This is a genomic window from Paraburkholderia terricola (assembly GCF_900142195.1).
Taxonomy (GTDB): Bacteria; Pseudomonadota; Gammaproteobacteria; order Burkholderiales; family Burkholderiaceae; genus Paraburkholderia; species Paraburkholderia terricola.
The window spans coordinates 1-22,222 of record NZ_FRAB01000069.1; the positions used below are offsets into that span (position 1 = coordinate 1).

The following is a 22,222-nucleotide window of genomic DNA, read 5'->3' on the forward strand; positions in this document are numbered from 1 at the left end:
CTGCGCCGGGCTGATCCGGCCGGTATAAATGGCGCGCTTGAGGGCGTTAACAGCCTCGCCCCGATTGAGCACCCGGCGCAACTCGTTCCTGAAAGGGGTTCTACGCCGGAACCCCAGAAAATTCCGTCATTCCACATTGTGAACGTCAATCGGTTTGTTGCCTGACGTGCCGAGCGAGTAACTCAGTCGGTAAATGCCTGCCCGAACTGCCGTGCCCGCTTTACATCGTCGGTATGCAAGTAAATCGACGTGGTCGAAATCGACGCGTGACGCAGGTTATCTCGTACGGCGCTCAGCTCAACCCCTCTGGCGATCGCGTGGGTCGCATGGGTGTGCCGCATCCAGTGCGGAGAGGCCCGATGCAGCTTTTCAGCCAGCACCGGATGGTCGTTCTTGATAATCTGCGCGACGAGCCGAAAAAACCGGCGCATGACTTCCCACAGCCGCAAGGGCTTGATGCCGGCATCGGCGTCGTCAAGGCTGCCAATCAGGGACGTGGTCGGATTCCAGTGAGCACGGCTGACAGGAAGCCCCCGCTCCTGCAGATATCGGTCCAGCGCTGTGCGCGCTAGGGGTGTCAGGGTAACGCGGGCTGGCTTGCCGCCCTTGCCGACCACGTGCAGCCAGTGATCACCGGCTGCGTCGACTTCGATGCTGCGCAGTGTGGCGTCAGCCAGTTCGCTGATCCGCAGTCCCGTTGCGTAGCCGAAATCCAGCATGAACCGCAACCGTTGCGCAGCGGGCGCCTGCCAGCCGTACGACCACTCGAGCCCGTTGGCGATGGTGCGCGTCAGCATCCATTCTCCTTCGGTGAAAGCGTGCGAGGTTTCAAGAGCCATGGCGCGCTTGCTGCCGCGTACCTTGATGCCGGAGAATGGGTTGGCCACGACGTAGCGCTGCTCGACCAGCCAGCGGAACATGGCGCTGAGCACGGCAAGCGCATGCGCAATCGAACGGGCCGAGAGGTTGTCGACAAACGGGCGCCAGTCCGTTGATGTGCGCGGCCGCGGTGGCCCGACCCAGCGTTCTCGCGGTGTAGGTCTGCGCAGAAACGCCCTGTAGTCGGTGGCATCCCGGGTGGTCAGCGAAGACAGCGCCTTGCCGCGAGCAACGATGCCCCAGAGAATCAGCCGTTCGGCTTCCTTGCGGTAGGCCCGCTGCGTGGCCGGGGATTCGTGCAACGCGAGCCATGCCTGGATAGCGTCGTAATCGTTGTCGACGCCGAGGATGCAGGCCGACACCGGTGCGCGGAAGGCGCCGGCGGATCCGTCGATCTCGTGCGGTAGCCGTAGTTGCTCCCAAGGCGTCACGACTGACTGCCGATCCGCGATGATCAGTGCGCGGGCCCGCTCCGTGAGCGCCGGGTACGCGGCAAAGAAGGCCTCGATCCTTCTTGCACTGGCCGGCCCGAGACCCGGAATGACGGTCCACCACTGCCGGCGACGCGGAATCCGTACCGTGAGATCGGCCAGGGTCCGGATGCCGGCCGCGTGCAGGGTGCGGGCAGCGCGATTCGGCAGCCAGTGCGCAATGTCGTCGCCGATCTGCGGAGCTGGCGCAGGCATGATGCGCAGTAGCTCGACAGCCTGCGTGGTGGCGCGCGCATGATGCATACGCTTTTGGGCCGGGCATTCGAACAGCGTGGCCAGATCTGCCCGCTGTCGGTTACGGGCATAAAGTGCCAGTTGCCGGCGGATCTGGCCGATGACGCCGCGGGCTGACTGGCTGTGGCTGAGCCGATCTTGCATGTACCGGTGTGCCGCCTCACGCGAGGATGCGCCCTCGTACCAGGCACGCAGCGCTGCCAGTGCATCAGCATCAGGAAAGTCGGTCGGGATGTCGGCGGCGGACGGGCTCGTGGGGCGCGTTTTCATGTCATCGAGTTTAATATGGAAACAATGCCACAGAGATAATAAAGCTTATCTCTGTAGAATGCGGGAGTTCAATATTTCTGTCGTACCCCATGTCGTGATATCACAAAATTGAAGGATCTGACGTTGCGTGGAGAGGATGGTCGATGATCAACAAGAATAAGCTGCTCAGCGTCTTTTCCGACGCCGAACAGGAAGCCCTGTATGGCCTGCCTGATTTCGACGATGCGCAGCGGCTGGAATACCTGGCATTGACCGAATCCGAACTGGCGCTCGCCAGTAGCCGGCCCTCCATACCCGCGCAGGTCTATTGCATCTTGCAGATTGGCTACTTCAAGTCCAAGCACGCCTTCTTCCGCTTCGATTGGGACGAGGTTGAGGACGATTACGATTTCGTGTTGAGCCGCTATTTCCACGGCGAGCCGTTCGAACGCAAGCCGATCACCCGGCACGAGTACTACGCCCAGCGCGAACAGATCGCTGAACTGTACGGCTATCGACCGTGGGTGGCCGCCTTCCTGCCGCAACTCATGCAGCAGGCCGCGCAGATCGTACGTCGCGACGTGACACCGGGATTCGTCGCCGCCGAGCTCATCGTGTGGCTCAATGAGCACAAGATGATCCGGCCCGGCTACACGACCTTGCAAGAGCTAGTCAGCGAAGCCCTGTCCGTCGAACGTCGGCGGCTGGGCGACCTGCTCACCGGCGTATTGGACGAATTGACCCAAACCGCGCTAGACCAACTTCTGGTGCGCGATGATACTCTGTCGAAACTGGCGGCGCTGAAACAGGATGCCAAGAATTTCGGCTGGCGTCAGATGGTCCGCGAACGCGAAAAGCGCGGCACGCTGCAGCCGTTGCACGAAATCGCCAGGACGCTGCTGCCCCGGCTGGATATCTCGCAGCAGAACGTGCTGTACTACGCAAGCCTGGCGAACTTCTATACCGTCCACGACCTGCGCAACCTGAAGGCGGATCAGGCGCAGCTCTACCTGCTGTGTTACGCCTGGGTGCGCTTCCGACAGCTCACCGACAACCTGGTCGATGCGATGGCCTTCCACATGAAGCAGCTCGAGGAAGAAAGCAGCGCGGGCGCGAAACAGTCACTCATCGCCGAGCAAGTAAAACGCCATCGGGAAACGCCGCAGATCGGCCGCCTGTTGTCGCTCTATGTGGACGACAGCGTAGCCGATCCGACGCCGTTCGGCGAGGTGCGTCAGCGCGCCTATAAAATCATGGCCAAAGATGTGCTACAAAACACGGCGCAACGCATGACGGTCAAGCCGCTGAGTCAACTGGCACTACACTGGTTGGCGGTGGACGGCCTAGCCAAACGTATTCGCCGTCACCTGCGCCCCTTGTACGTCGAGCTCGACTTCGTCGGCACCTCCCCAGACAACCCGTGGCTCGCGGCGCTGGCTTGGGTCAAGGGGGCCTTCGCCAAACAGCAGCGCCTGTCACAACGACCGCTCGCCGAATGTCCCGCGGCCACGCTGCCGAAGCGCCTGCGACCGTACCTGCTGATCTTCGGCGCTGATGGTCAGCCGACCGGTTTGCACGCCGATCGCTACGAATTCTGGTTGTACCGCCAGATCCGGAAGCGCTTCCAGTCGGGAGAGATCTATCTCGACGACAGTCTGCAACATCGTCACTTCTCCGACGAGCTTGTTTCGATGAACGAGAAGGCCGACGCGCTGGCGCAGATGGAGATCCCGTTCCTGCAGCAGCCAATCGATGCCCAACTCGATGCGTTAGCGGCCGAGTTGCATGCACAATGGCTGGCCTTCAACCGAGAGCTGAAACAGGGCAAGCTTACGCACCTGGAATACGACAAGGATACGCAGAAGCTGATTTGGCGCAAACCGAAAACCGAGAACCAGAAGGTGCGTGAGCAGGCATTCTACGAGCAACTGCCATTCTGCGATGTTGCCGACGTGTTCCGCTTCGTCAACGGCCAGTGCCAGTTCCTGTCGGCGCTGACGCCATTGCAGCCGCGCTACGCGAAGAAGGTAGCGGACGCCGATAGCCTGATGGCGGTTATCATCGCTCAGGCAATGAACCATGGCAACCATGTCATGGCGCGCACCAGCGACATTCCGTACCACGTTCTGGATAGCACCTACCAGCAGTATCTGCGTCAGGCGACGCTGCATGCGGCCAACGACTGCATCAGCAACGCCATCGCCGCGCTGCCGATCTTCCCGTACTACTCGTTCGATCTCGATGCGCTGTACAGCGCCGTCGATGGGCAGAAATTCGGCGTCGAGCGACCGACCGTGAAGGCGCGTTACTCGCGCAAATACTTCGGACGAGGCAAAGGCGTCGTCGCCTACACGCTGCTGTGCAATCATGTCCCGTTGAACGGCTACCTAATCGGCGCGCACGAGTACGAGGCGCATCACGTGTTCGACATCTGGTATCGCAACACGTCGGATATAGTGCCGACTGCGATCACCGGCGACATGCACAGCATCAACAAAGCCAACTTCGCTATCCTGTATTGGTTCGGGTTGCGCTTCGAGCCTCGCTTCACAAACCTCGATGACCAGTTGCAGGAATTGTATTGTATCGACGACCCGGCGCTGTACGAGAAATGCCTGATTCAGCCGATCGGACAAATCGATCGGCAGCTCATCACCAGTGAGAAGACAAATATCGATCAGATCGTCGCCACGCTGGGCCTCAAAGAGATCACGCAGGGCTCGCTGATCCGCAAACTATGTACGTACTCGCAGGAAAACCCGACACGTCGCGCGATTTTTGAGTTCGATAAGCTCATTCGTACCATCTACACGTTGCGTTACCTGCGCGACCCGCAGCTCGAGCGAAACGTGCATCGCTCCCAAAACCGCCTCGAGTCTTACCATCAGCTTCGTTCGACCATCGCCCAGGTCGGCGGCAAGAAGGAATTGACCGGCCGCACCGACATCGAAATCGAGATCAGCAACCAGTGCGCCCGGCTGATCGCCAACGTCATCATTTTTTACAACTCGGCGATTCTGTCGCATCTACTGACGAAATGGGAGGCCAGTGGCAACGCCAAGGCGCTGGCGCGGCTTACGCAGATATCACCGGCAGCCTGGCGGCATATCCTTTTGAACGGGCACTACACTTTTCAAAGCGACAACAAAATCGACCTGGACGCGCTCATTGCAGGGCTCGAATTGGAGTGATCGAATTTTCGGCGGTTCTGGCTTGGAATCCCTTATTCCTGTTACGGTGGAATACGATGCCACAACCAGGTAATCCTTTACCCCCAGCCGTGGTCAACACCTGGCGACTGAGCGTCGGCACGTCGCTGTTCGTGATCGATATCCTGGCCGACGGCAGCTGGCGACCGGCGTATATTGCGCCAAAGCGGCTGGGTGGCTGGACGATGGATGTGTTGCCGAACATGCCGCCGACGTTAGTCGATATCGCTCCCTCGGTACGCACCTGGGCGCGACAGTACGGCGCGAATGTAACGAACCGGCGCACGCCGGCGCGCCGGTTTCCCGCGCAAACCGCTTCTTCGAACAGGACGCCAGAATGAACATGCTGAAACGTCGTCTCGATGCGACAGACGAAAAGCTGCAGGAGCTGAAAACAGCCCGCAAAGCGGCAGCTAAGGCGCAGCGCCAGCAGGTCAAGCAAACGCGCGCGGATCGCGAGCGAAAGATCATGCTGGCCGGCGAGGCGTTGCTGCGGCGTGTCGATCGCGGCGAGTGGGATGAAGCCGATTTCCGCGCGATGATGGACGATTATCTGTCGCGGCCCGCCGATCGCGCGCTGTTCGAGCTCGACGATGTATAGCCTTTGATGTTCGACGTCGACGCACCGCACAGCCAGGTCGGCAAATGTTGATTTGATTCACGATGAAGGATGCCCGATGCTGCCAACGCTCCGCATGAACCGGAATTTTGTCGAGGCCTTGCTGGCCGAGCGCGCGCCCTGCTTTGCGATGGGACTCGTGGCCGAGGGCCAGACGCACTATGCTTGCCTGGCACTGCGGCCGGTGGATGACATTCCGAACGACGTAACACGCAGCGGTTTCAACTTTGGCCACTCGATACGCGGCACCGACGACTTCGAGGTCGTACACTTCGGCTTAGAGTTTTACGGCTACCGCATCTTCAATGCGCTGATCAATCCGAGCAACTTCATCGCCAGGACAATCCTGTCGCACATGGTCGACACGAAGGCGTTTTTCTTCTTCGCGGTCAACCCGTCAGGCGGTGTGACGGTGTTCAAGTCCGGCATCGGTGAATGCAGCCTGGACAGCATCGAGTCTAATCTCGAGCGGATACTGCGCTCGAGCACGTCCGATGCTCAGTACGACGCGGCGCTGACAACGTTCAGCGACCATCCAGATCCGGTCGGGCCGATGCTGCACTGGGTTTGCCGGGACTGCGAAGATTGTCTCGACCTGTCCCACAATGTAATCGAACTGGGCCCCGCGTAACGGTCCTGATGGTCCGTGTGACCGAGACCGTCATGTCACTCACCGGACGTCGCTCCAACATTCTTCGGCTGGAATAAGCCGATTAATGTTCACAATGTGGAACGACGGAATTTTCTGGGGTTCCGGCGTAGATCCCCATCCTTTTGATGCGGAATCTGGCGCTTTCATCCCGCCGCGTCCGTGAGGCCCAGACGCATCCGATAGTCCCCGAGCAACTGCTGCTCGTCGAACTGCGCTGTGAGCTTCGTCAGATCGGCGGTCAGCGATTCACGTGCTTCGCGCAGCCGCGTCAGTTCAGTCGCCTCAGTCCTCGCGGTGTTAGCAGCGCATCGTGCTCGGCCTTGGTGCGTGCGTGGTCGGCGAGCGACTGGTTCAACGTATTCTGTAACTACTTGCTGTGCGCTTGCAGCTCGCGTAGATGCCTTGTCGCGACGCCGGCTTCGGCGACGAGCCGCGCGCTTTCTCTGTTCAACTGGGTTATTTCATTTTGCTTGACGATCAGCGTTTGGTTCACCTGGCGCAGTTCAGCCTGCAGTTACTGAACCCCCAGCATCCTTGGCAGCGCGGGTCGAATGAAAATGCGAACGGGCTATCGAGACATCCCCAACGGCACCTACATTTCGGTGTACCAATTGGCTACTCAATACCGTGGCGAGGCGGCTGGATGGGCGACCGAGGAAAACCCTGAACCACGGAACGCCCGCCGAACGATTTCAGCAAACTGTTGCATCCACCGGTTGAATCCGCACGAGCAAGCGGTCATTCAAATGACAGTAATGTAGATCGTGTCGTCGACATTGCAATCAAGCGCTCTTTTTTCAACGTTGGCTGCACCGGCCCGTCGTCTGCTCACGTGCTTAATAGCATCATCAGCAAGGCGGTCGACACCGGTACGAACTTCCCAAATTAGATGATCTGCAGTTACGTCCGGTCCAGAAAACACGTCACGTCGTTGCGCACCGCCTTGCCTTAATCGCGCGACAACCTTCCCGCGTCGCCACACGCCATCTCACGCTGCGCAAGATCACGCTTCCCCTCCCGCAACCCGAGGTGAGCGCTTCCGTCTCACCTCGAATAGATCGCGACGCCACTCCTTATATAGCTCGAGACGTAACGCGCAGCGCGCTCGACCTCTCTGACTGGCGTCCGAGGATCCGCCTCATGGCGGACACGAGGTCGCCTGCCGCATCGGCCGGCAAGGACGTCGCCCGATAGGCGACGTGGAAATCCGGCCGCACCAGGATGGCGCCGGTGTCGATGATCTCGGAAATTCTCGCGAAGTCGCCGTAATGATCCTCGTAGGCCTGGCCAGGCCCAATGATGCGCACCGTCACTGCCACCCCGAGTTGCCGGCTCACGGCCGCCGCGGCATCCTGCCAGGCTGCGCCGCCAATCCCGGTAAAGAGAGTGAAGTTGCCCTTCCCGCAGAGATCCTTTGTTGAGATACGGTGTCCATCACCACTCGCATAGACCCAGACATGCGGCATGGGCGCTCCAGGCCGCGTCGACGCCTGGTGATAGAGCTCGACGTCGCGGAAGACTTCGTCCGGCGAATTGTCTGCCACGATCGCGGGACTGTCGTAACGCTGATTCATTTCGACGCCGTGGGCGTTGTAAACGTAATTGGTCCCGGCGATGGCCTCGCGTAACCGCGTGCGCTGCGCTTGCGCCTCGGGCCCAGGTTCCTTGCGGCGAGCCATGTTGCTCTTCATCTCGTCGGCGCTCTTGGCCTGCGGCAACCCCAGAGCCATCGCGATCGGCGGGAAATCCTCAAGCGACTTGTTCGCCCTGCAGACCACCTGCTTCGCGATCGGCGCCCGCTCGATCGTGTAGGTGTCCAGCAGGCTCTCGTCGGCCGTGCCGTTCAGCACCATGGCGATCTTCCAGGCGAGATTGAAGCTGTCCTGGATGGAGGTGTTTGAGCCGAGTCCGTTGGTCGGCGGATGCCGGTGGACCGCGTCGCCGGCGCAGAAGACCCGTCCTTGCTGCAACCGGGTCGCGTACATGTCGTTGACCGTCCAGGTCGAGATGCCCTCAATTTTCAGCGGCACGCTGTCATCGCCGATCAGATTGTGGACGATGCGGCGGGCGAAGGATTCCGAGATCTCCGGCGGGCCCTGCTCGACGTCGTACCCCCAGATCGCCAGCCATTTGTTCCACGGCCGGACCATGCGCACCACGCCGATGCCGAGACCGCCGATATCGGAGCCGGGCTGGATGACCCAGTAAAGGACCGATGGACGATGCGCGACGTAGCGGTCGAGATCAGCCTCGAACAGCAAGTTGATGGAACCGGACTTGCCCATGGTACCTTCGAGCGGCAGGTCCAGGTCTGACACGACGCGGCTGTTGGCGCCGTCGGCGCCGATCAGATATTTCGACCGGACGGTAAACTCTTCGCCATTCAGACGATCGCGCAAGCGCGACGACACGCCGTCAGCATCCTGTTCGTGTCCAAGATACTCTGTGTCGAAGCGCACCTTGCAGCCGTCGAGTGCGGCCGACTTGACGAGAATCGGCTCGAGATAGTTCTGTGGCAGGTCGCACATGGAGGTCGGCGAACATTCGTCGTAATCGGCGCGCCGGCGAACATCCGTCCCCCAGGTGCGAATCCGACCGAACTCCTCGCCGGCCAACGAGGCGCAGATGGTGTTCTCGCCCATTAGGTCATTCGGCGCGGCGTAGAGGCGGGCTTCAGCTTCGAGACCGAGATCACGCAGGATCTCCATTGTGCGTTGGTTGGTGATGTGGGCACGCGGCGTCGGAGCCGTCCAGTTGTACTTGTTAATGAGCATCGTCCTGACACCGTATCGCGCAAGCAGTGCCCCCGCCGAAGCGCCCGCCGGCCCGGTGCCAACGACCAGCACGTCGGTTTCGATCGTCAATGCCATGTCTTCCTCCGTCAATTGTTATGTCTCTCTCTTTGTGAGAAGAAACAGGGATTGTTCATCTCGCGTTCGGCCAAGTCGATTTTTTAAACTTCACCGTCTTTAACGCGCGATGAATAGTAAGGCTGAAGAGCCTTTGTTGCGCGCAAAGTAAAAATGAGCCACTTCGCGCAAAGAAAATCCGAGCCACCTCCAGTACAGTCGGCCTTTTTCGCGCGAAGGCTGGCGATGCTCCACAAGGAACAGTGGATGCAAATTCATGTGCTTCGCTTTAGCTTGAAGACCCGATGTCGACTTTGGAACGGGCTCTTCACCGCTACCGTACTAAACGCGGAGTGCAGGTCACATTATTTGAAATCCGGTCTTCGCCCACGAAACGCATTGACTAACAATGTTTCCAATGCGTCCGATTCCAGCGGACGCGGATTCGGATATTGGTCCCTTAGCGCGAGGTCGCGTACCCTCGGAATATCTTCAGGCCGCATACCGATTTCGGCGAGACTGAGTGGTGCTCCAGCATTTCTGGCGAGATCATATAGCGCGCTCGGGACGTCACTACTGCCGGCGACTTCCTGAAGCAGTCGCTCAGCTGGCGCGGCGTACGGCAGATTGTATGCCAGTGCGTGTGGTAGTACGATTGCATGTGTCTCCGCGTGGGGAAGATTAAGGGTTCCCCCAAGCGTGTGGCAGAGTTTGTGATGTAGCCCCATGCCCAAGTGGCACAGTGCAGTGCCACACATCCATGCCCCAAAAAGGGCATCCGTACGCGCTTCGGCGTCAGTCGGCTTTGCCACCAGGCGCGGGATTGCATCGAACAAGGCGCATATGCCCTGCTTACACATGGTCTCGAGAACGGGATTGAGGTCGGCCGAGTACAGACCTTCTGCGGCGTGAGCGATCGCATTCAAGGCGCTCGTCACCGAGATAGCAAGCGGCAAATCGACCGTGAGCAATGGATCATAAATCACGGTCTTCGGTAGCACCTTGGGGTCGCGGCCGGTCCTCTTCATTCCGCCTTCCGTGACACCCCAAATGGTAGTCATTTCACTACCGGCATAGGTCGTTGGTATAACCAGACTTGGGACGTCAAGGTTCATCGAAAGGATTTTTGCGAGTCCGGTGGTCGATCCTCCCCCGATCGCGATGATTGAGTCGGCGTCAGTATCGTTAAAAGCCCGCTCGGCTTTCTGGATGACGTCGACGGGAACATGCATCGTCGCGCCATCGAAATATCCAGCTACCCTGTCACCTATCGGACGGACGATATCCTTCGCTAACTCGCGTTGTTCCGGGCTGCTTAATACCAAGGGCCGGCGTGCGCCAAGGCGTCCTATTTCATCTGGCAATGCAGAAGCAGTGCCCGCCCCGAAGACGACCCTCGGGCTCAGGTAGTCAAGCGTGAACTTCTTCATGAAGGGTCCTTCAACATTGCAAGCAGTTCGAGCGTCCGAGCATTGGCCACAGTTGTCGCCGCCTGATCGAAATTTGGGCTGGATGACCGTGCAAATGAATGCCCCACTGGATACCAGTGCAGACTCAGATTTTTGTTTCGACCGAAATGCTCTTCGAGAATGCTACGGGCCTCTTCTGTGACATAGTGATCTTTGGTACCCATGTGGAACATCGCCGGTCGTGTAATAGCTGGCACCAGTGAGACCTTTTTTTCAAGTCCCACGCCGTAATAGCCGATTGAGCAATCGGCCAATGATCGCGCCGCCACATCAAACGCCAGCGCACCTCCCAGGCAGTACCCGACTACAGCGACACGACCGTTCGAGAAAGGGAGCGCACGAGCGTATTCAATGGCGCATGAAAGGTCATTGACTCCTGCCTCCATGTCAAAGTCGCGAAACAACGCAAGCGCCTGTTCCCGTTCCGATGGTACGTTTGCATCAAGCTCGATATTCGGCGCCTGTCTCCAGTACAGATCCGGACACACGCAACCAAAGCCCGCACCAACGAGCCATTCCACGGTTTCTCTTATGAAAGGCGTGATCCCGAAAATCTCCTGCGCGATCACGACGATGGGTGCGGAGTCCGTCGTCGGCTTTCCGAGGTAGGCACCAAAGCGACCACCCGAGCGCGACGTGATCTCAACGCCGTCTGATAACATATTTAGTCTCCAGTTACACATGCGCAGTTGCATTCGAGGCGATCCACAGCCGCGGCCTGCGCTGCGCGTTTTGCCTAGCTGACGCGTGCGTATTGGCGCACCTTGTCCTCGTCAAGCGTCATGCCGTGACCTACGCCAGTGGGAACCTGCAGTTCGTAATCCCGGATCTCGAGTGGCTCGTGGCTCAGCGTGTCTGCCAACACGAAGGGACCGATCAGTTCGCAACCGAACGGAAGCGATGGAACCGTAGAATAGAGCTGAAGTGCAACCGATGTGCCGATCGTCGAGTCAAGCATTGTTCCGCCATACGATGCAATCCCGCTTGCTTCCGCGACCGCTGCTATCTTTTGCGTCGCCGAGACCCCTCCCATGTTGCAAAGCTTCAGCGAAAAGACATCCACACTTCGGTCGCGCGCGAGATCGAATGCCGAGGCCAACGTACTCAGGCTCTCATCGGCCATGATGGCCACGCGGTTGTTGTCGGAGAGCCGCCTCAACGCTTGCGTATTTTCGCGGCCGACCGGCTGTTCGATGAGTTCCACGCCAAGCGCCTCCAGTTCAGGAATGTAGACGGACGCCACTTGCTCGTCCCAAGCCTGATTCACGTCAACGCGAAGGTAGGCCTTCGATCCGAGACTATTTGACAAAGCCTCCATATGGATGAGATCGTCTTGGGGCGACCGGAAGCCAAGCTTGACTTTGAAGCGATTGTGTCGTCGTCTTTCAATCATCTCGACGGCAGAATCGAGATCGCGTTTCGTATCTCCGCTCGCCAATGTCCAGGCAATCGGAATCGCACTGCGCAACGGCCCGCCAAGTAACTCGGCGATCGATACGCCTAACGCTCGAGCTTTGAGATCCAGTAACGCCATCTCGACCGCAGCCTTTGCAGAGGCGTTTCCGGTGACGGCACGCGCCATGGTTTGCAGTGCACCTGAAACGTTGAACGCATCAGTTCCGAGGAGGTGGGGCGCGAGATACCGTTCCACGATGATCTTGATCGTCTCCGCACACTCTGCGCTCCAGACGGGACCACCAACGCTTCCACCCTCGCCGACACCAACGAGCCCCTCCGAATACACCCGGACGATAACGTAGCTCTGCTGGTGCACGGTAGTGATCGACATCTGGATCGGCCGCTTGGTCGGCACATCCACGATCACTGCTTCAATCGCGTCAATCTTCACGGGTTTGCCCCCGCCTGCGCACGCGCGGGCTCGATAACGAAGTTGATGTTCATCAGGCGGACACCCTCTTCCACAATATCGGGAGTAATCAGACTAGACTGGACGCCGTTGCAACAGTCGTCCGTGATCCAATCTCCACCTTCGAAGTAGTACTGCGTGGTCAACGTTTCATATCCCGGCGCCTTCACCTTGAAATGTACATGAGCGGGACGCCACGAGTGACCACCCATGGTTTCGAGCAATGCGCCCGTGGGACCCTGATCCGGGATCTGATACGGCACCGGCATCGTTGTGCGCACGCGGAAGCTGCCATCGGTGCCCACCCTGAGCTTCCCTCGATAAAAATCAGTCGGGATGTCGTCATGGAAACCGCTGTACTTCCCATCGGGCGTCGAATGCCAGACATCAATCGTCACGTCCTCGACAACGCTCCCGTCGACCGCTTTGACCGTTCCCTGGATAAGCAAAGGCTTGTGGTCGTCCGTGTCGTAAGTCTTGAGCCGGTCATCGACCAGAGGGGCGTCGTCGCGATAGTAGGGTCCCTCGATAGCAGGCGTTGAACCTTCGCTAATACGAGCCTTCGTCGCAGCCACGGTGCTATTGAAAAAAACATCGCAAAGAAGAGCGGTTTCACGCTGTTCGGCTACTTGCATGAGGTAATGAACCGCAGTTCGGTATTCCGCCTCAGTAACCTCCTTCTGGTCGAGCACCCGCTGTACCGCCGCGACGATCGCATCGACAACATCCTTGACTCTTTTGTTCACTTTGCCTCCGTCATGAAAACATGAACACGTGGGCGACAATTGCCCCGCACAGTCATAATAGAGACGGCAATCCCATACCGTCCAATACCTTTTCTCCGCCTAGACCATACGGTTTCGGTATGTCTTTCCCTAGTTGCGAGACCGCAGGTGCTTGCTCACAATCGCCTTGTAACAGGCAGCGCAACGGGACGGAACATGGAAATAAGACAGTTGAAATACTTCGTCGCGGTCGCGGAGGCGGGAGGTTTCGGAACAGCGGCACAGAGGATGCACATATCGCAGCCACCGCTTACTCGTCAGATCCAGGCCTTGGAACGCGATATTGGGGCAAAGCTTTTCGAGCGGACGGCACGGGGCGTCGAACTCACCGCCGCCGGAAAGGTGTTTCTTGATGACGCGCGTCAGTTGCTCGCGCTTGTGCAGCGGTCTTCGCGGCGATCGCAAGCTGCCGCTAGAGGCGAATCGGGTGAGCTGAAGCTCGTCTACTTTGGGACTCCTGTCTTTGAGACGGTTCCGGCGTTCGTCAGAACGTTCCTCGCAACGTATCCCGACGCCACCGTCGCCGTGTCTCACATGACCAAGGAAGCTCAGCTCGAGTCTCTTCTTTCAGGGGTGGTGGACATCGGATTCGGGCGCTTCTATCCGGTGACCGAAGGCGTGTCGAGTTGGAACATTGGGACGGAGACGCTTCACGTCGCCGCTGCCGATCCGTGGGACACACGCGTTTCCCGTGCCCGTGCAGTTGTAGACCTACTCGATGTGCCCCTCATTCTTTATCCACGCGGCGACCGACCAAGTTTCGCCGACAAGGTAGTTTCCATATTTAGAGACCGTTTCAAAAAGAGCCCCGGGGGGCTGTTAACCTTTTCGGCAAGCTGTTAACCTTGGCCATCTGAACAACTGGAACCGAGGGGATGAGCGCGCCGATCATTGATGATGAACTGTGGGCACTGATCGAACCTTTGCTGCCGCCGCCGAAACCGCGACGCAAGAAATATCCAGGGCGGCTCCCGGTTTCGAACCGGGCTGCACTGAACGGCATCCTGTTCGTGTTCAAGACTGGCATACGCTGGTGCGACCTGTCGACCAAGTTGGGATTCGGGTCGGGGCCGACCTGCTGGAGGCGCTTGCGCGATTGGCAGAAGGCCGGCGTTTGGAAGCGATTGCACGAGCTACTGCTGGCGAAGTTACGCGAGGCCGGCGAACTCGACTTCTCCCGAGCAGCCGTCGATTCATCGTCTGTGCGAGCCGTTGGGGCGGGCGAAAAACTGGTCCGAACCCCACGGATCGCTCGCGACCAGGTTCCAAGCATCACATCCTCGTCGACGCAAATGGCGTCCCCATCAGCGCAATCCTGACCGGGGCGAACCGCAACGACGTCACCCAACTGCTGCCGCTCGTCGACGCGATCCCGCCAATTCGCGGCGTGCGCGGTCGCCCGCTTCAAAAGCCCAAAGTCATCTACGCAGACCGTGGCTACGACTCCGAGCCGCATCGTCAGCGGCTTCGCGAGCGCGGCATCAAACCGGTGCTCGCCAAGCGCCGGACAGAACACGGCAGTGGCTTGGGCAAATTCCGCTGGGTTGTCGAACGTACTCACGCGTGGCTTCACAACTTTCGTCGTCTTCGCATTCGCTTCGAACGTCGAGCCGACATTCACGAAGCGTTCCTAAAACTCGGCTGCTCTCTCGTCTGCTGGAACATCTTCAGGCGCGCTGAGCCGTCTTTTTGAAACAGTCTCTAACTGACAAGGGGATCGGCAACATGCCCTGCGGTGGTCGCGTGCGCGAGGTCCGAAGCCTTCTGAAGCCGGCCGAGCAGAACGACACCGGCACCGGCAATCAGCAGCGGCGCGGCGGCAGCCATGAAGAGCGTGCCGATCGAGGCGTTGGCCGCGATCAGGATGCCGGCGATGGCCGGGCCGATGATCGATCCGAGCTTGCCGATGGATATCGCCCAGCCCACGCCGTTGGCCCGATTGGCATTGGCGTAGAACAGGCCCATGGACCCCATCAGGCCGACATGGCCGCCGAGTACGAAGAAGCCGACGATGAAGAGCATCGACAGAAAACCCGTGTCGGAGAACGCCATCGATCCGACCGCGACGACGAAGACCGCCGCGACCAGCGGAACCGCGCCCATCGCACCGACCCCGAACCTGTCGATGAGCCGGCTGGCGAACAGGCCGCCGAATGCGCCGCCCGCCGAGAAGAGCGTCAGGCCGATCGCGGCCAGGGTGGCGGGCCTGCCGGTTCCGACCGTGAGGACCGGTATCCAACTCGCCAGGAAAAAGACCGTGACGGAGTTGGCGATAAACGCAAGCCAGAGGACCGGCGTGATCCTGGACAGGCGGCCGCGAAAGAGCGCTTTCACCGACTCTTTCCACCCGCCCACCTTGGCTCGGGCTTCTTCGGCCTCGAGAACGAACCGGGTCTGGGCGTTCGCCTGCGCGGAAGGGTCGATGGCATTGACGATCCGCGCGATCGTGTCGCCGCCTCGGCCCGCAAGCACCAGGTACTTGATGGACTCCGGCAGCGCGATGGCCAGAATCGGCAGCAGCACCAGCGGCGCCAATCCACCGATGTAGAACAGGACCTGCCAGCCGAAGACAGGCACGAGCCAGGCCGCGAAGAGACCACCGACGCTGATCCCGATGACGTAGCCGATCATCACGACGCCGACGACGCTGGCGTGGAAGCGCTTGGGCACGTACTCGACGTTGAGCGCGAAGCATATCGGGGTGATGCCGCCGATGCCCAGTCCCGCAAAGAAGCGGAGTGCGGCCAGCTCGGTGACGTTGGTCGCCAGCACCGCAGCCAGCGTGAACGCGCTGAAGATGAAAGTGCCGAGCAGAAGCGCGGGACGACGGCCGATCCGGTCCGCCAGATACCCGAACAGGAAGCCGCCGAGCATCACGCCCAGCAGTCCGGCGCTGAAGATGAAGCCGAAGGACGCTTTCTCGATGCCCCAGCTGGCAATGATCGTGGGCGACGCGAACGCGATCGCCTGCAGATCGTAGCCGTCGCACAGCATGATCAGGAACGACAGGACGAGCAGCGTGCCGACCGTGCGGTTCGGCGACTGCTTCTCGATGACGTCGGTGATGTCGATGGTGGTGTTCATATGTCTCCTTCGGGCGATGGTGATCGGCGTTTTGCGGGCGTGCACGTGCCGGCGTGCCGCCGCCTGGCCACGCTTGCCGATCGGGTTTTTCTGGAGTCAGTGCGCGCAGAGCGCCCGTGCGAGCGCCGCGCGAAGCGGGTCGCTCGCGCTCTTTTCCCACTGCATCGCTCGCCAGCAGATGATGTTGTCGGGGCGCACGAGCAATGCGCCGCTCTCCTCGATCTCGCGAACACGGGCGAAATCGCCGTACAGGTCCTCGAGTTCCTGGCCGGGGCCGATGATGTGCACGTCCAGGCCGATGCCGAGCGACTCCGCGGCATGGCTCGCGGCCTCGAGCCAGGGCGATCCGGTGATGCCCGAGAGCAGGGTGAACCGGCCCTTGCCGCAAAGATCGAGCGTCGATACGCGGCGGCCGTGGCGCGTGAGCCAGACGTGCGGCAGGGGCGCGCCGGGTCGGCTGCTGTGGTCGTGGTAGAGCTCCGCGTCGCGGCGGAATCCCGGGTCCGGTGTCTCGTCCGGAACGATCGCCGCCGACCGATAGCGCTGGTTCATCTCGACGCCGTGGGCGTTGTAGACGTACTGCGTGTTGTCGATGGCAGCGCGCAATGCGGCGCGCTGTTCCTGCGCCTCCACGCTCTGTTCCTTCAGGCGGGAGATGTTGCGCTGCATCTGTTCGGGGTCCTTCGTGTCGAACAGGCCCAGCGCGGCGAGGATCGGCGGGAAGTCCCCGAGGCTCTTGTTCGCGCGTTGCACCACCTGCCTGGCGACCGGCGCACGCTCCTCGTCGTAGGTGGCGAGCAGTTCCGGGCCGGCCTTTCCTCGAAGCACGTGCGAGAGTTTCCAGCAGAGGTTGAAGGCGTCCTGGATCGACGTGTTCGAGCCCAGGCCGTTGGTCGGCGGGTGCCGATGGACCGCGTCGCCCATGCAGAACACCCGCTTGTCGAACAGCCGCGTGGCGTACATGTCGTTCACCGTCCAGGTCGAGGTCGATTCGATCTTGACCGGGATCGTCGCGTCGCCCAACAGCGAATGGACGATCTGGCGCGCATGCGCTTCGTCGACGGCCGGGGTGCCATCGGCGATGTCGTAGCCCCAGATGCAAAGCCACTTGTTCCACGGCCGCACCATGCGAATGACGCCGATGCCGAGGCCGCCGACATTGGAGCCGGGCTGGATGACCCAATACAGCACGCTCGGCCGATGGCCCACGTACTTCGTGAGGTCCGCCTCGAACACGACGTTGATGGAGCCGGAGACGCCCATCTTCCCTTCCACCGGCAGGCCGACCTGGTCCACGATCCGGGAATTCGCGCCATCCGCGCCGATGAGGTATTTGGCCCGGATGTCGTACTGGCGATCCAGCAGGTGGTCGTGCACGGTCGCCGTGACGCCCGCATCGTCCTGGTTCAACGAGATGAACTCGGTGTGAAAGCGCACGTCGGCACCGCGCCGCGCCGCGTTGTTGACGAGGATCGGTTCGAGCAGGTTCTGCGGCAGGTCGCACATGTGCGTGGGCGAAGCGAGGTCGTAGTCGGCCCGGCGCTGCGGATGCGTGCCCCAGGTCAGCACGCGGCCCAGTTCGTCGCCGACGAGGCTCGTGCAATAGACGTTCTCGCCCATCAGCTCGGCCGGCGAGGCCATGGCCTCGCACTCCGCCTCGATGCCGAGGTCGCGCATCACCTCCATCGTTCGCTGGTTGGTGATGTGCGAGCGCGGGGTGCGCGACGTGGTCGCGTATTTGCTGACGCACAGCGTCTTCACCCCGTAGGTCGCGAGAAGCAGGGTCGACGCCGCCCCGGCGGGACCGGTGCCGACGACGAGAACGTCGGTTTCGACGGTGTTGGCTTTTTCGTTCATGAAGTCTCCTTATCGATAGGTCGGGTCGCTCGCATCGTCGACGCGAGAGGTCCATGGGATGTCCGGTTCACGCCGGCATTTCTCCGGTGAAAGCGGCTCGCAGCAGGCGAGCGATGTCTTCGCGGCTCGCCTGGCGTGGATTCGCATAGGCATCGGCGAGCGCGTGTTCCGCGGCGTCGTAGATGCCTTGCGCCGGCATGCCGATGGCCGCCAGCGATCTTTCCGTGCAAGTGAATCGCAGCAATGCATGCAAGGCCGCGCCGGCGCCGCCGGGCCCCGGCGCGCCGAGTGCGGCCGCGACGCGTCCGAGTTCCGCGGGCGCAGCCACCTCGTTGAAGGCCGCCACGTGAGGCAACAACACGGCGTGCATCGGCGCATGCGGCAGGTTGAATCGCCCCCCGAGCACATGGCAGAGCTTGTGGTGCAGGCCCATCGAGACCATGCCCAGTACCGTTCCCGCGAGCCAGGCGGCATAGAGCGTGCGCGTGCGCGCATCGAGATCGCCGGGCGAGTCGACGGCGACGGGCAGTCCCTGCGCCATCGCGCGAATGCTTTCTTCGGCCAGCAGCATGGTGATCGGGTTGCGGTCCGGGGCGTACATCGACTCCACGGCGTGCGCGATCGCGTTCATGCCGCTCGGGCCGGTGACCTCCGGCGGCAAGGAGGTCAGGTGATGCGGGTCGTAGAGGACGGTGCTGGGCAGCACGCGAGGATCCCGGCCCGTGCGCTTCGCGCCATCGGCGGTCAAGCCCCAGATGGGCGTCATCTCCGAACCCGCATAGGTCGTCGGCAAGGCGACGAAGCGCATTCCGTGATGAAGCGCGAGCGCCTTGGCCAGTCCGATGGTCGAGCCGCCGCCGACCGCCACGAGCAGGTCCGCGTCGGCGTCCCGGGCCGCTTGCGCGGCGCGCGTGACCGACGCCTCGGGCACGTGCATGACGGCGCCGTCATGGAAGCCCGCGCCCAGGTCGCCGAGATCGCCGAGCACCCGCTGCGCCAGATCGCGCTGGTCCGGCGTGCAGAGCACCAGTGCGCGTCGTGCACCCAGGCGCTTGACCTCCGCGGGGATCCGTTCGGTCGATCCAGCGCCGAAGACGACCCTGACCGGCCAGAAGTGCGCAACGAATTCATTCAGATCGCCGGTCACTTCAGCCCCCCAACAAGGTCGTCGTACCGATGCGCAGTCCGCGCTTCGCCACGGCCGCGCGCGCCGTGTCCGGCGATTCGAGATCTGCCAGGAAGCCGTGGCCGGCACCGTTCATGATGTGCAGGTCGATCGCATCGTTGGCGCGGGCTTGTGCTTGCAACCGCTGCAGGTTCTGTGTACCCAGCAGCGCATCGTCGTCTCCCACGATGACCGTATGCCGCGAACGAAGCGCCGGCAGATAGTCGAACGGAACGTCCAGCGGGTCGCGGTTCTCGAGCCCCTGCGGAAACGGGTAATAAGCGACGAGCCGCGACACGACCTGCTGTCGCGCCAGTTCGAACACGAAGAGGCCACCGAGACAGAAGCCGACCACGCCCTCGATGCGCTGGCCGTCAATGAAGTCGATCAATTCCTCGACGTAGGCACGATCCGCCAGTCGGTGACGTCGCTGGAAGGCCGCTTCCCGCGTCACTGTGGCCAATTCGCCGAACGCCGCAAAGGGATCGACCAGGAGCACCTCGCCGGCGCCTTGCTCTGCCAGGTACGCGGCATAGCCACGGTAGAAGGCATTGCAGCCATAGATGTCCGGCAGCACGAGAAGGCGCGGTCCCCTTGTCGCGCCGGCGTAGCACAAGGCGCAGATTGCACCGTCGATGCTCCCCGTGGATGCGGTCCGCGGGAACAACGCGGGGGCGGTGTCGTGGCACATGGGTGGCTGGCCTTCGCCGTCTCAGGCGCGGGACTTCTCGATGACGAAGTCCAGTGCCATCGCCTGCATGCCTTGCTCCATGGCTGCCGGCATCACGAGTTCGGGCTTGACGCCGTTGCAGCAGTCGCTGTCGACCCACTCGCCGCCTTCGAAGTAGTACTGCGTCGTCAGTGCCTCGAAGCCGTCCTTGCGGACCTTGAAGTGAACGTGCGCAGGGCGCCAGGTGTGGCTTCCCATCATGGTGAGCAGGGCGCCGGTCGGCCCCTTGTTCGGGATCTGATAGGGCGCCGGCAACGTGGTCTGCACGCGCCACCGGCCTTGCGCGTCCGTGCGGACCTTGCCCCGGTAGTAGTCGACCGGCATGTCGCCGTGGTAGCCGCCGAATCCGCTGTAGCGGCCGTCCGGCGTCGAGTGCCAGATGTCGATGACCGCATCGGTCACGACGCGCCCGGCTTCGTCCTTCACGCTTCCATGCAGAAGCAGCGGCTTGTGGTCGTCGCTGTCGTAGGTCTTGAGCTTGCCGTCGACGAAGGGCGCTTCCTCCTTGAAGTACGGCCCCTGGATGGCGGGCGCCGATCCGCGCGTGGCGGCGGCCTTGATCTCGACGATCGTGCTGTTGAGGAAGACATCGCAGAGCAGGCCCATTTCCTTGGCCTCGGCGACCTGCATCATGTACATCACCCCCGCTCGATACTCTGCTTCGGTCACTTCTTGCTGGACCAGGACCTTGCGCACGGCATCGAGCATGGCGGTGGCGATCTCATGGACGCGGGGATTTGTCATGGTGCTTTCTCTTCAAAAAAGATGAATCGGGTGGATGTGGCGCGTCAGGCGCTGTGACGATCGATGCGCTGGGACGAAGCACGCGCGAAGCGCCGCACCTGGTTCTCGTCGAGTCGGATTCCGAGGCCCGGGCCTTCGGGGAGCCACAGGGCATGTTCCTTGTAGACCGCGGGGACTTCGCACAGGTCCTCCTCGATCAGCAAGGGCCCGATGACTTCGCCCCCGTAGGGCAGCGACTCGATCGATGCAGCCAGTTGCATGTTGGCGGCCGTGCCTATCGAGGTCTCCAGAAAGGTGCCCATGTACACGTGCATGCCTCCGGCATTGGCGATGTCGGCCATCGCGCGTGCAGGGCGCATCCCGCCGGTCTTCATGATCTTCAGCGATACCAGACCGGCCGCGGCCCGCTTCACGACCTCGCTCGCGTCGTGCAGGGATTGCACACCCTCGTCGATCAGCAGCATGCTTCGCGCTTGCCGGTGGATGCGGGCCATCGCATCGAGATTCCAGCGGGCGACGGGCTGCTCGATGATTTCCACGCCGGCCGCCTCCAGGGGCGCCAGTGCCCGCATCGTGGTCGGCTCGTCCCACGCTTCGTTGGGATCGACGCGCAGGCTCGCCTTGCCCTCGAGTTCCTTCGCGATCGCCAATGCACGCCGCAGGTCTTGCGCCAGCGGCAGCGCGCCCATCTTCAGTTTGAAGGCCCCGGCCTTGCCTGCCTCCAGCATGCGGAACGCCTCGTCGACCTCCTGGTTCACGTCGCCCGTGGCGAGCGGCCATGCGACGCTGAGCCGGTCGCGAAAGCGTCCTCCCAGCAAGACGTGGATCGGGGCATCGACGATCTTGCCGACCGCGTCCAGCAGTGCCATCTCGATGCCGGCCTTGGCGAAGGCATTGCCGGCCACGCGGCCATGGAGCTTCGCCATGATGCGCGACGCATCGAGCGCCGGTTCGCCGACGACGAGAGGCGCCAGGTAGTGGTTGATCGTGGCTTGAATGGCTTCGACGCTGTCGCCGCTCCACCAGGGACCGCAGGGCGTGATGGACTCACCGATCCCGACGATGCCGCCCTTCGTATGGAGACGGATGAGCACGCTGCTCTGATGCTTGGCGCCCAGGCGGGCGAACTGCTGGATGCGGCGCAGCGGCAGATCGACGATCACCGTTTCGATCGCTTCGATCTGCGCCGCCTTGCGATCGGCGTCGCCGCCGTTGGGGCTGTCGGCAATGGCTTTTTCTGTGAGCATGGCGGTAGTCTAGAAATGCCGGGCCATATGGTCTAATACCTTCCATCAGCGCGAGCGATACGGGATCGGTATGGCTCTCCGGCAGCCGGAGC

General features: G+C 61.4%; 18 protein-coding genes and 1 pseudogene. 7 read left to right on the forward strand and 12 right to left on the reverse strand.

Features of this window, described 5'->3' with window-relative positions; genetic code table 11:
- Positions 1 to 182: 182 nt before the first annotated feature.
- Positions 183 to 1,874: a site-specific integrase gene (locus BUE39_RS31870; protein WP_007180429.1), complete on the reverse strand. Its 1,692-nt coding sequence runs from the start codon at positions 1,872 to 1,874 to the stop codon at positions 183 to 185.
- A 143-nt stretch (positions 1,875 to 2,017) separates the two neighbouring features.
- Between BUE39_RS31870 and BUE39_RS31875 the strand changes: the two genes are divergently transcribed.
- The 5 genes and pseudogenes from BUE39_RS31875 to BUE39_RS35795 all read left to right on the forward strand — a co-directional run.
- Positions 2,018 to 5,044, forward strand: coding sequence for a Tn3 family transposase (locus BUE39_RS31875; RefSeq protein ID WP_007181927.1), 3,027 nt, complete (start codon positions 2,018 to 2,020; stop codon positions 5,042 to 5,044).
- Positions 5,041 to 5,403: a hypothetical protein gene (locus BUE39_RS35030; protein WP_156903410.1), complete on the forward strand. Its 363-nt coding sequence runs from the start codon at positions 5,041 to 5,043 to the stop codon at positions 5,401 to 5,403. The genes BUE39_RS31875 and BUE39_RS35030 overlap by 4 nt, the downstream gene beginning before the upstream one ends.
- Positions 5,400 to 5,663, forward strand: coding sequence for a hypothetical protein (locus BUE39_RS35035; RefSeq protein WP_007180432.1), 264 nt, complete (start codon positions 5,400 to 5,402; stop codon positions 5,661 to 5,663). The genes BUE39_RS35030 and BUE39_RS35035 overlap by 4 nt, the downstream gene beginning before the upstream one ends.
- Before the next feature lie 76 nt (positions 5,664 to 5,739).
- On the forward strand, positions 5,740 to 6,312 hold the full coding sequence (locus BUE39_RS31885; protein WP_007180433.1) for a hypothetical protein: 573 nt from the start codon (positions 5,740 to 5,742) through the stop codon (positions 6,310 to 6,312).
- A gap of 541 nt (positions 6,313 to 6,853) precedes the next feature.
- Positions 6,854 to 7,053 (forward strand): annotated as a pseudogene (locus BUE39_RS35795) (IS30 family transposase); the annotation flags it as partial.
- 353 nt (positions 7,054 to 7,406) lie between these two features.
- Here the strand turns inward: BUE39_RS35795 and tfdB are convergent.
- The 5 genes from tfdB to BUE39_RS31910 all read right to left on the reverse strand — a co-directional run bounded on the left by tfdB (position 7,407) and on the right by BUE39_RS31910 (position 13,264).
- Entirely contained in the window at positions 7,407 to 9,203 is a 1,797-nt protein-coding gene (gene tfdB / locus BUE39_RS31890; protein ID WP_011178382.1) for a 2,4-dichlorophenol 6-monooxygenase, read from the reverse strand.
- 344 nt (positions 9,204 to 9,547) lie between these two features.
- A complete protein-coding gene (locus tag BUE39_RS31895) occupies positions 9,548 to 10,612 on the reverse strand; it encodes a maleylacetate reductase (RefSeq protein WP_011178383.1) in 1,065 nt (354 codons plus the stop codon).
- Positions 10,609 to 11,346: a dienelactone hydrolase family protein gene (locus BUE39_RS31900; protein WP_223995859.1), complete on the reverse strand. Its 738-nt coding sequence runs from the start codon at positions 11,344 to 11,346 to the stop codon at positions 10,609 to 10,611. The genes BUE39_RS31895 and BUE39_RS31900 overlap by 4 nt, the downstream gene beginning before the upstream one ends.
- A 41-nt stretch (positions 11,347 to 11,387) precedes the next feature.
- Positions 11,388 to 12,500, reverse strand: a complete 1,113-nt coding sequence (gene tfdD, locus BUE39_RS31905) for a chloromuconate cycloisomerase (RefSeq protein ID WP_011178385.1) — start codon at positions 12,498 to 12,500, stop codon at positions 11,388 to 11,390.
- Positions 12,497 to 13,264: a chlorocatechol 1,2-dioxygenase gene (locus BUE39_RS31910; RefSeq protein WP_011178386.1), complete on the reverse strand. Its 768-nt coding sequence runs from the start codon at positions 13,262 to 13,264 to the stop codon at positions 12,497 to 12,499. Before BUE39_RS31910 ends, tfdD begins: the two co-directional genes overlap by 4 nt.
- 210 nt (positions 13,265 to 13,474) lie before the next feature.
- Between BUE39_RS31910 and BUE39_RS31915 the strand changes: the two genes are divergently transcribed.
- Entirely contained in the window at positions 13,475 to 14,146 is a 672-nt protein-coding gene (locus BUE39_RS31915; RefSeq protein WP_176035822.1) for a LysR family transcriptional regulator, read from the forward strand.
- Between the two features lie 32 nt (positions 14,147 to 14,178).
- Positions 14,179 to 14,996 (forward strand): IS5-like element ISJp4 family transposase gene (locus BUE39_RS31920; protein WP_086004422.1). Its coding sequence is split into 2 segments (ribosomal slippage): positions 14,179 to 14,527 and positions 14,527 to 14,996, totalling 819 coding nucleotides; the frame shifts between segments, so codons are not numbered across the junction.
- Positions 14,997 to 15,004: 8 nt separating this feature from the next.
- On the opposite strand, the gene BUE39_RS31925 is transcribed toward BUE39_RS31920, so the two are convergent.
- The 6 genes from BUE39_RS31925 to BUE39_RS31950 form a co-directional block, all read right to left on the reverse strand.
- On the reverse strand, positions 15,005 to 16,387 hold the full coding sequence (locus BUE39_RS31925) for an MFS transporter (RefSeq protein WP_011178389.1): 1,383 nt from the start codon (positions 16,385 to 16,387) through the stop codon (positions 15,005 to 15,007).
- 96 nt (positions 16,388 to 16,483) lie between these two features.
- Positions 16,484 to 18,244 carry an FAD-dependent oxidoreductase gene (locus BUE39_RS31930; RefSeq protein WP_011178390.1) on the reverse strand — a complete coding sequence of 587 codons (1,761 nt, stop codon included), beginning with the start codon at positions 18,242 to 18,244 and terminating at the stop codon, positions 16,484 to 16,486.
- 67 nt (positions 18,245 to 18,311) lie between these two features.
- Positions 18,312 to 19,391, reverse strand: coding sequence for a maleylacetate reductase (locus tag BUE39_RS31935; protein ID WP_011178391.1), 1,080 nt, complete (start codon positions 19,389 to 19,391; stop codon positions 18,312 to 18,314).
- Between the two features lies 1 nt (position 19,392).
- A complete protein-coding gene (locus BUE39_RS31940) occupies positions 19,393 to 20,100 on the reverse strand; it encodes a dienelactone hydrolase family protein (protein WP_011178392.1) in 708 nt (235 codons plus the stop codon).
- A gap of 21 nt (positions 20,101 to 20,121) precedes the next feature.
- Positions 20,122 to 20,883, reverse strand: coding sequence for a chlorocatechol 1,2-dioxygenase (locus BUE39_RS31945; RefSeq protein ID WP_011178393.1), 762 nt, complete (start codon positions 20,881 to 20,883; stop codon positions 20,122 to 20,124).
- Positions 20,884 to 20,927: 44 nt separating this feature from the next.
- On the reverse strand, positions 20,928 to 22,130 hold the full coding sequence (locus BUE39_RS31950) for a muconate cycloisomerase family protein (protein ID WP_011178394.1): 1,203 nt from the start codon (positions 22,128 to 22,130) through the stop codon (positions 20,928 to 20,930).
- Positions 22,131 to 22,222: the final 92 nt, after the last annotated feature.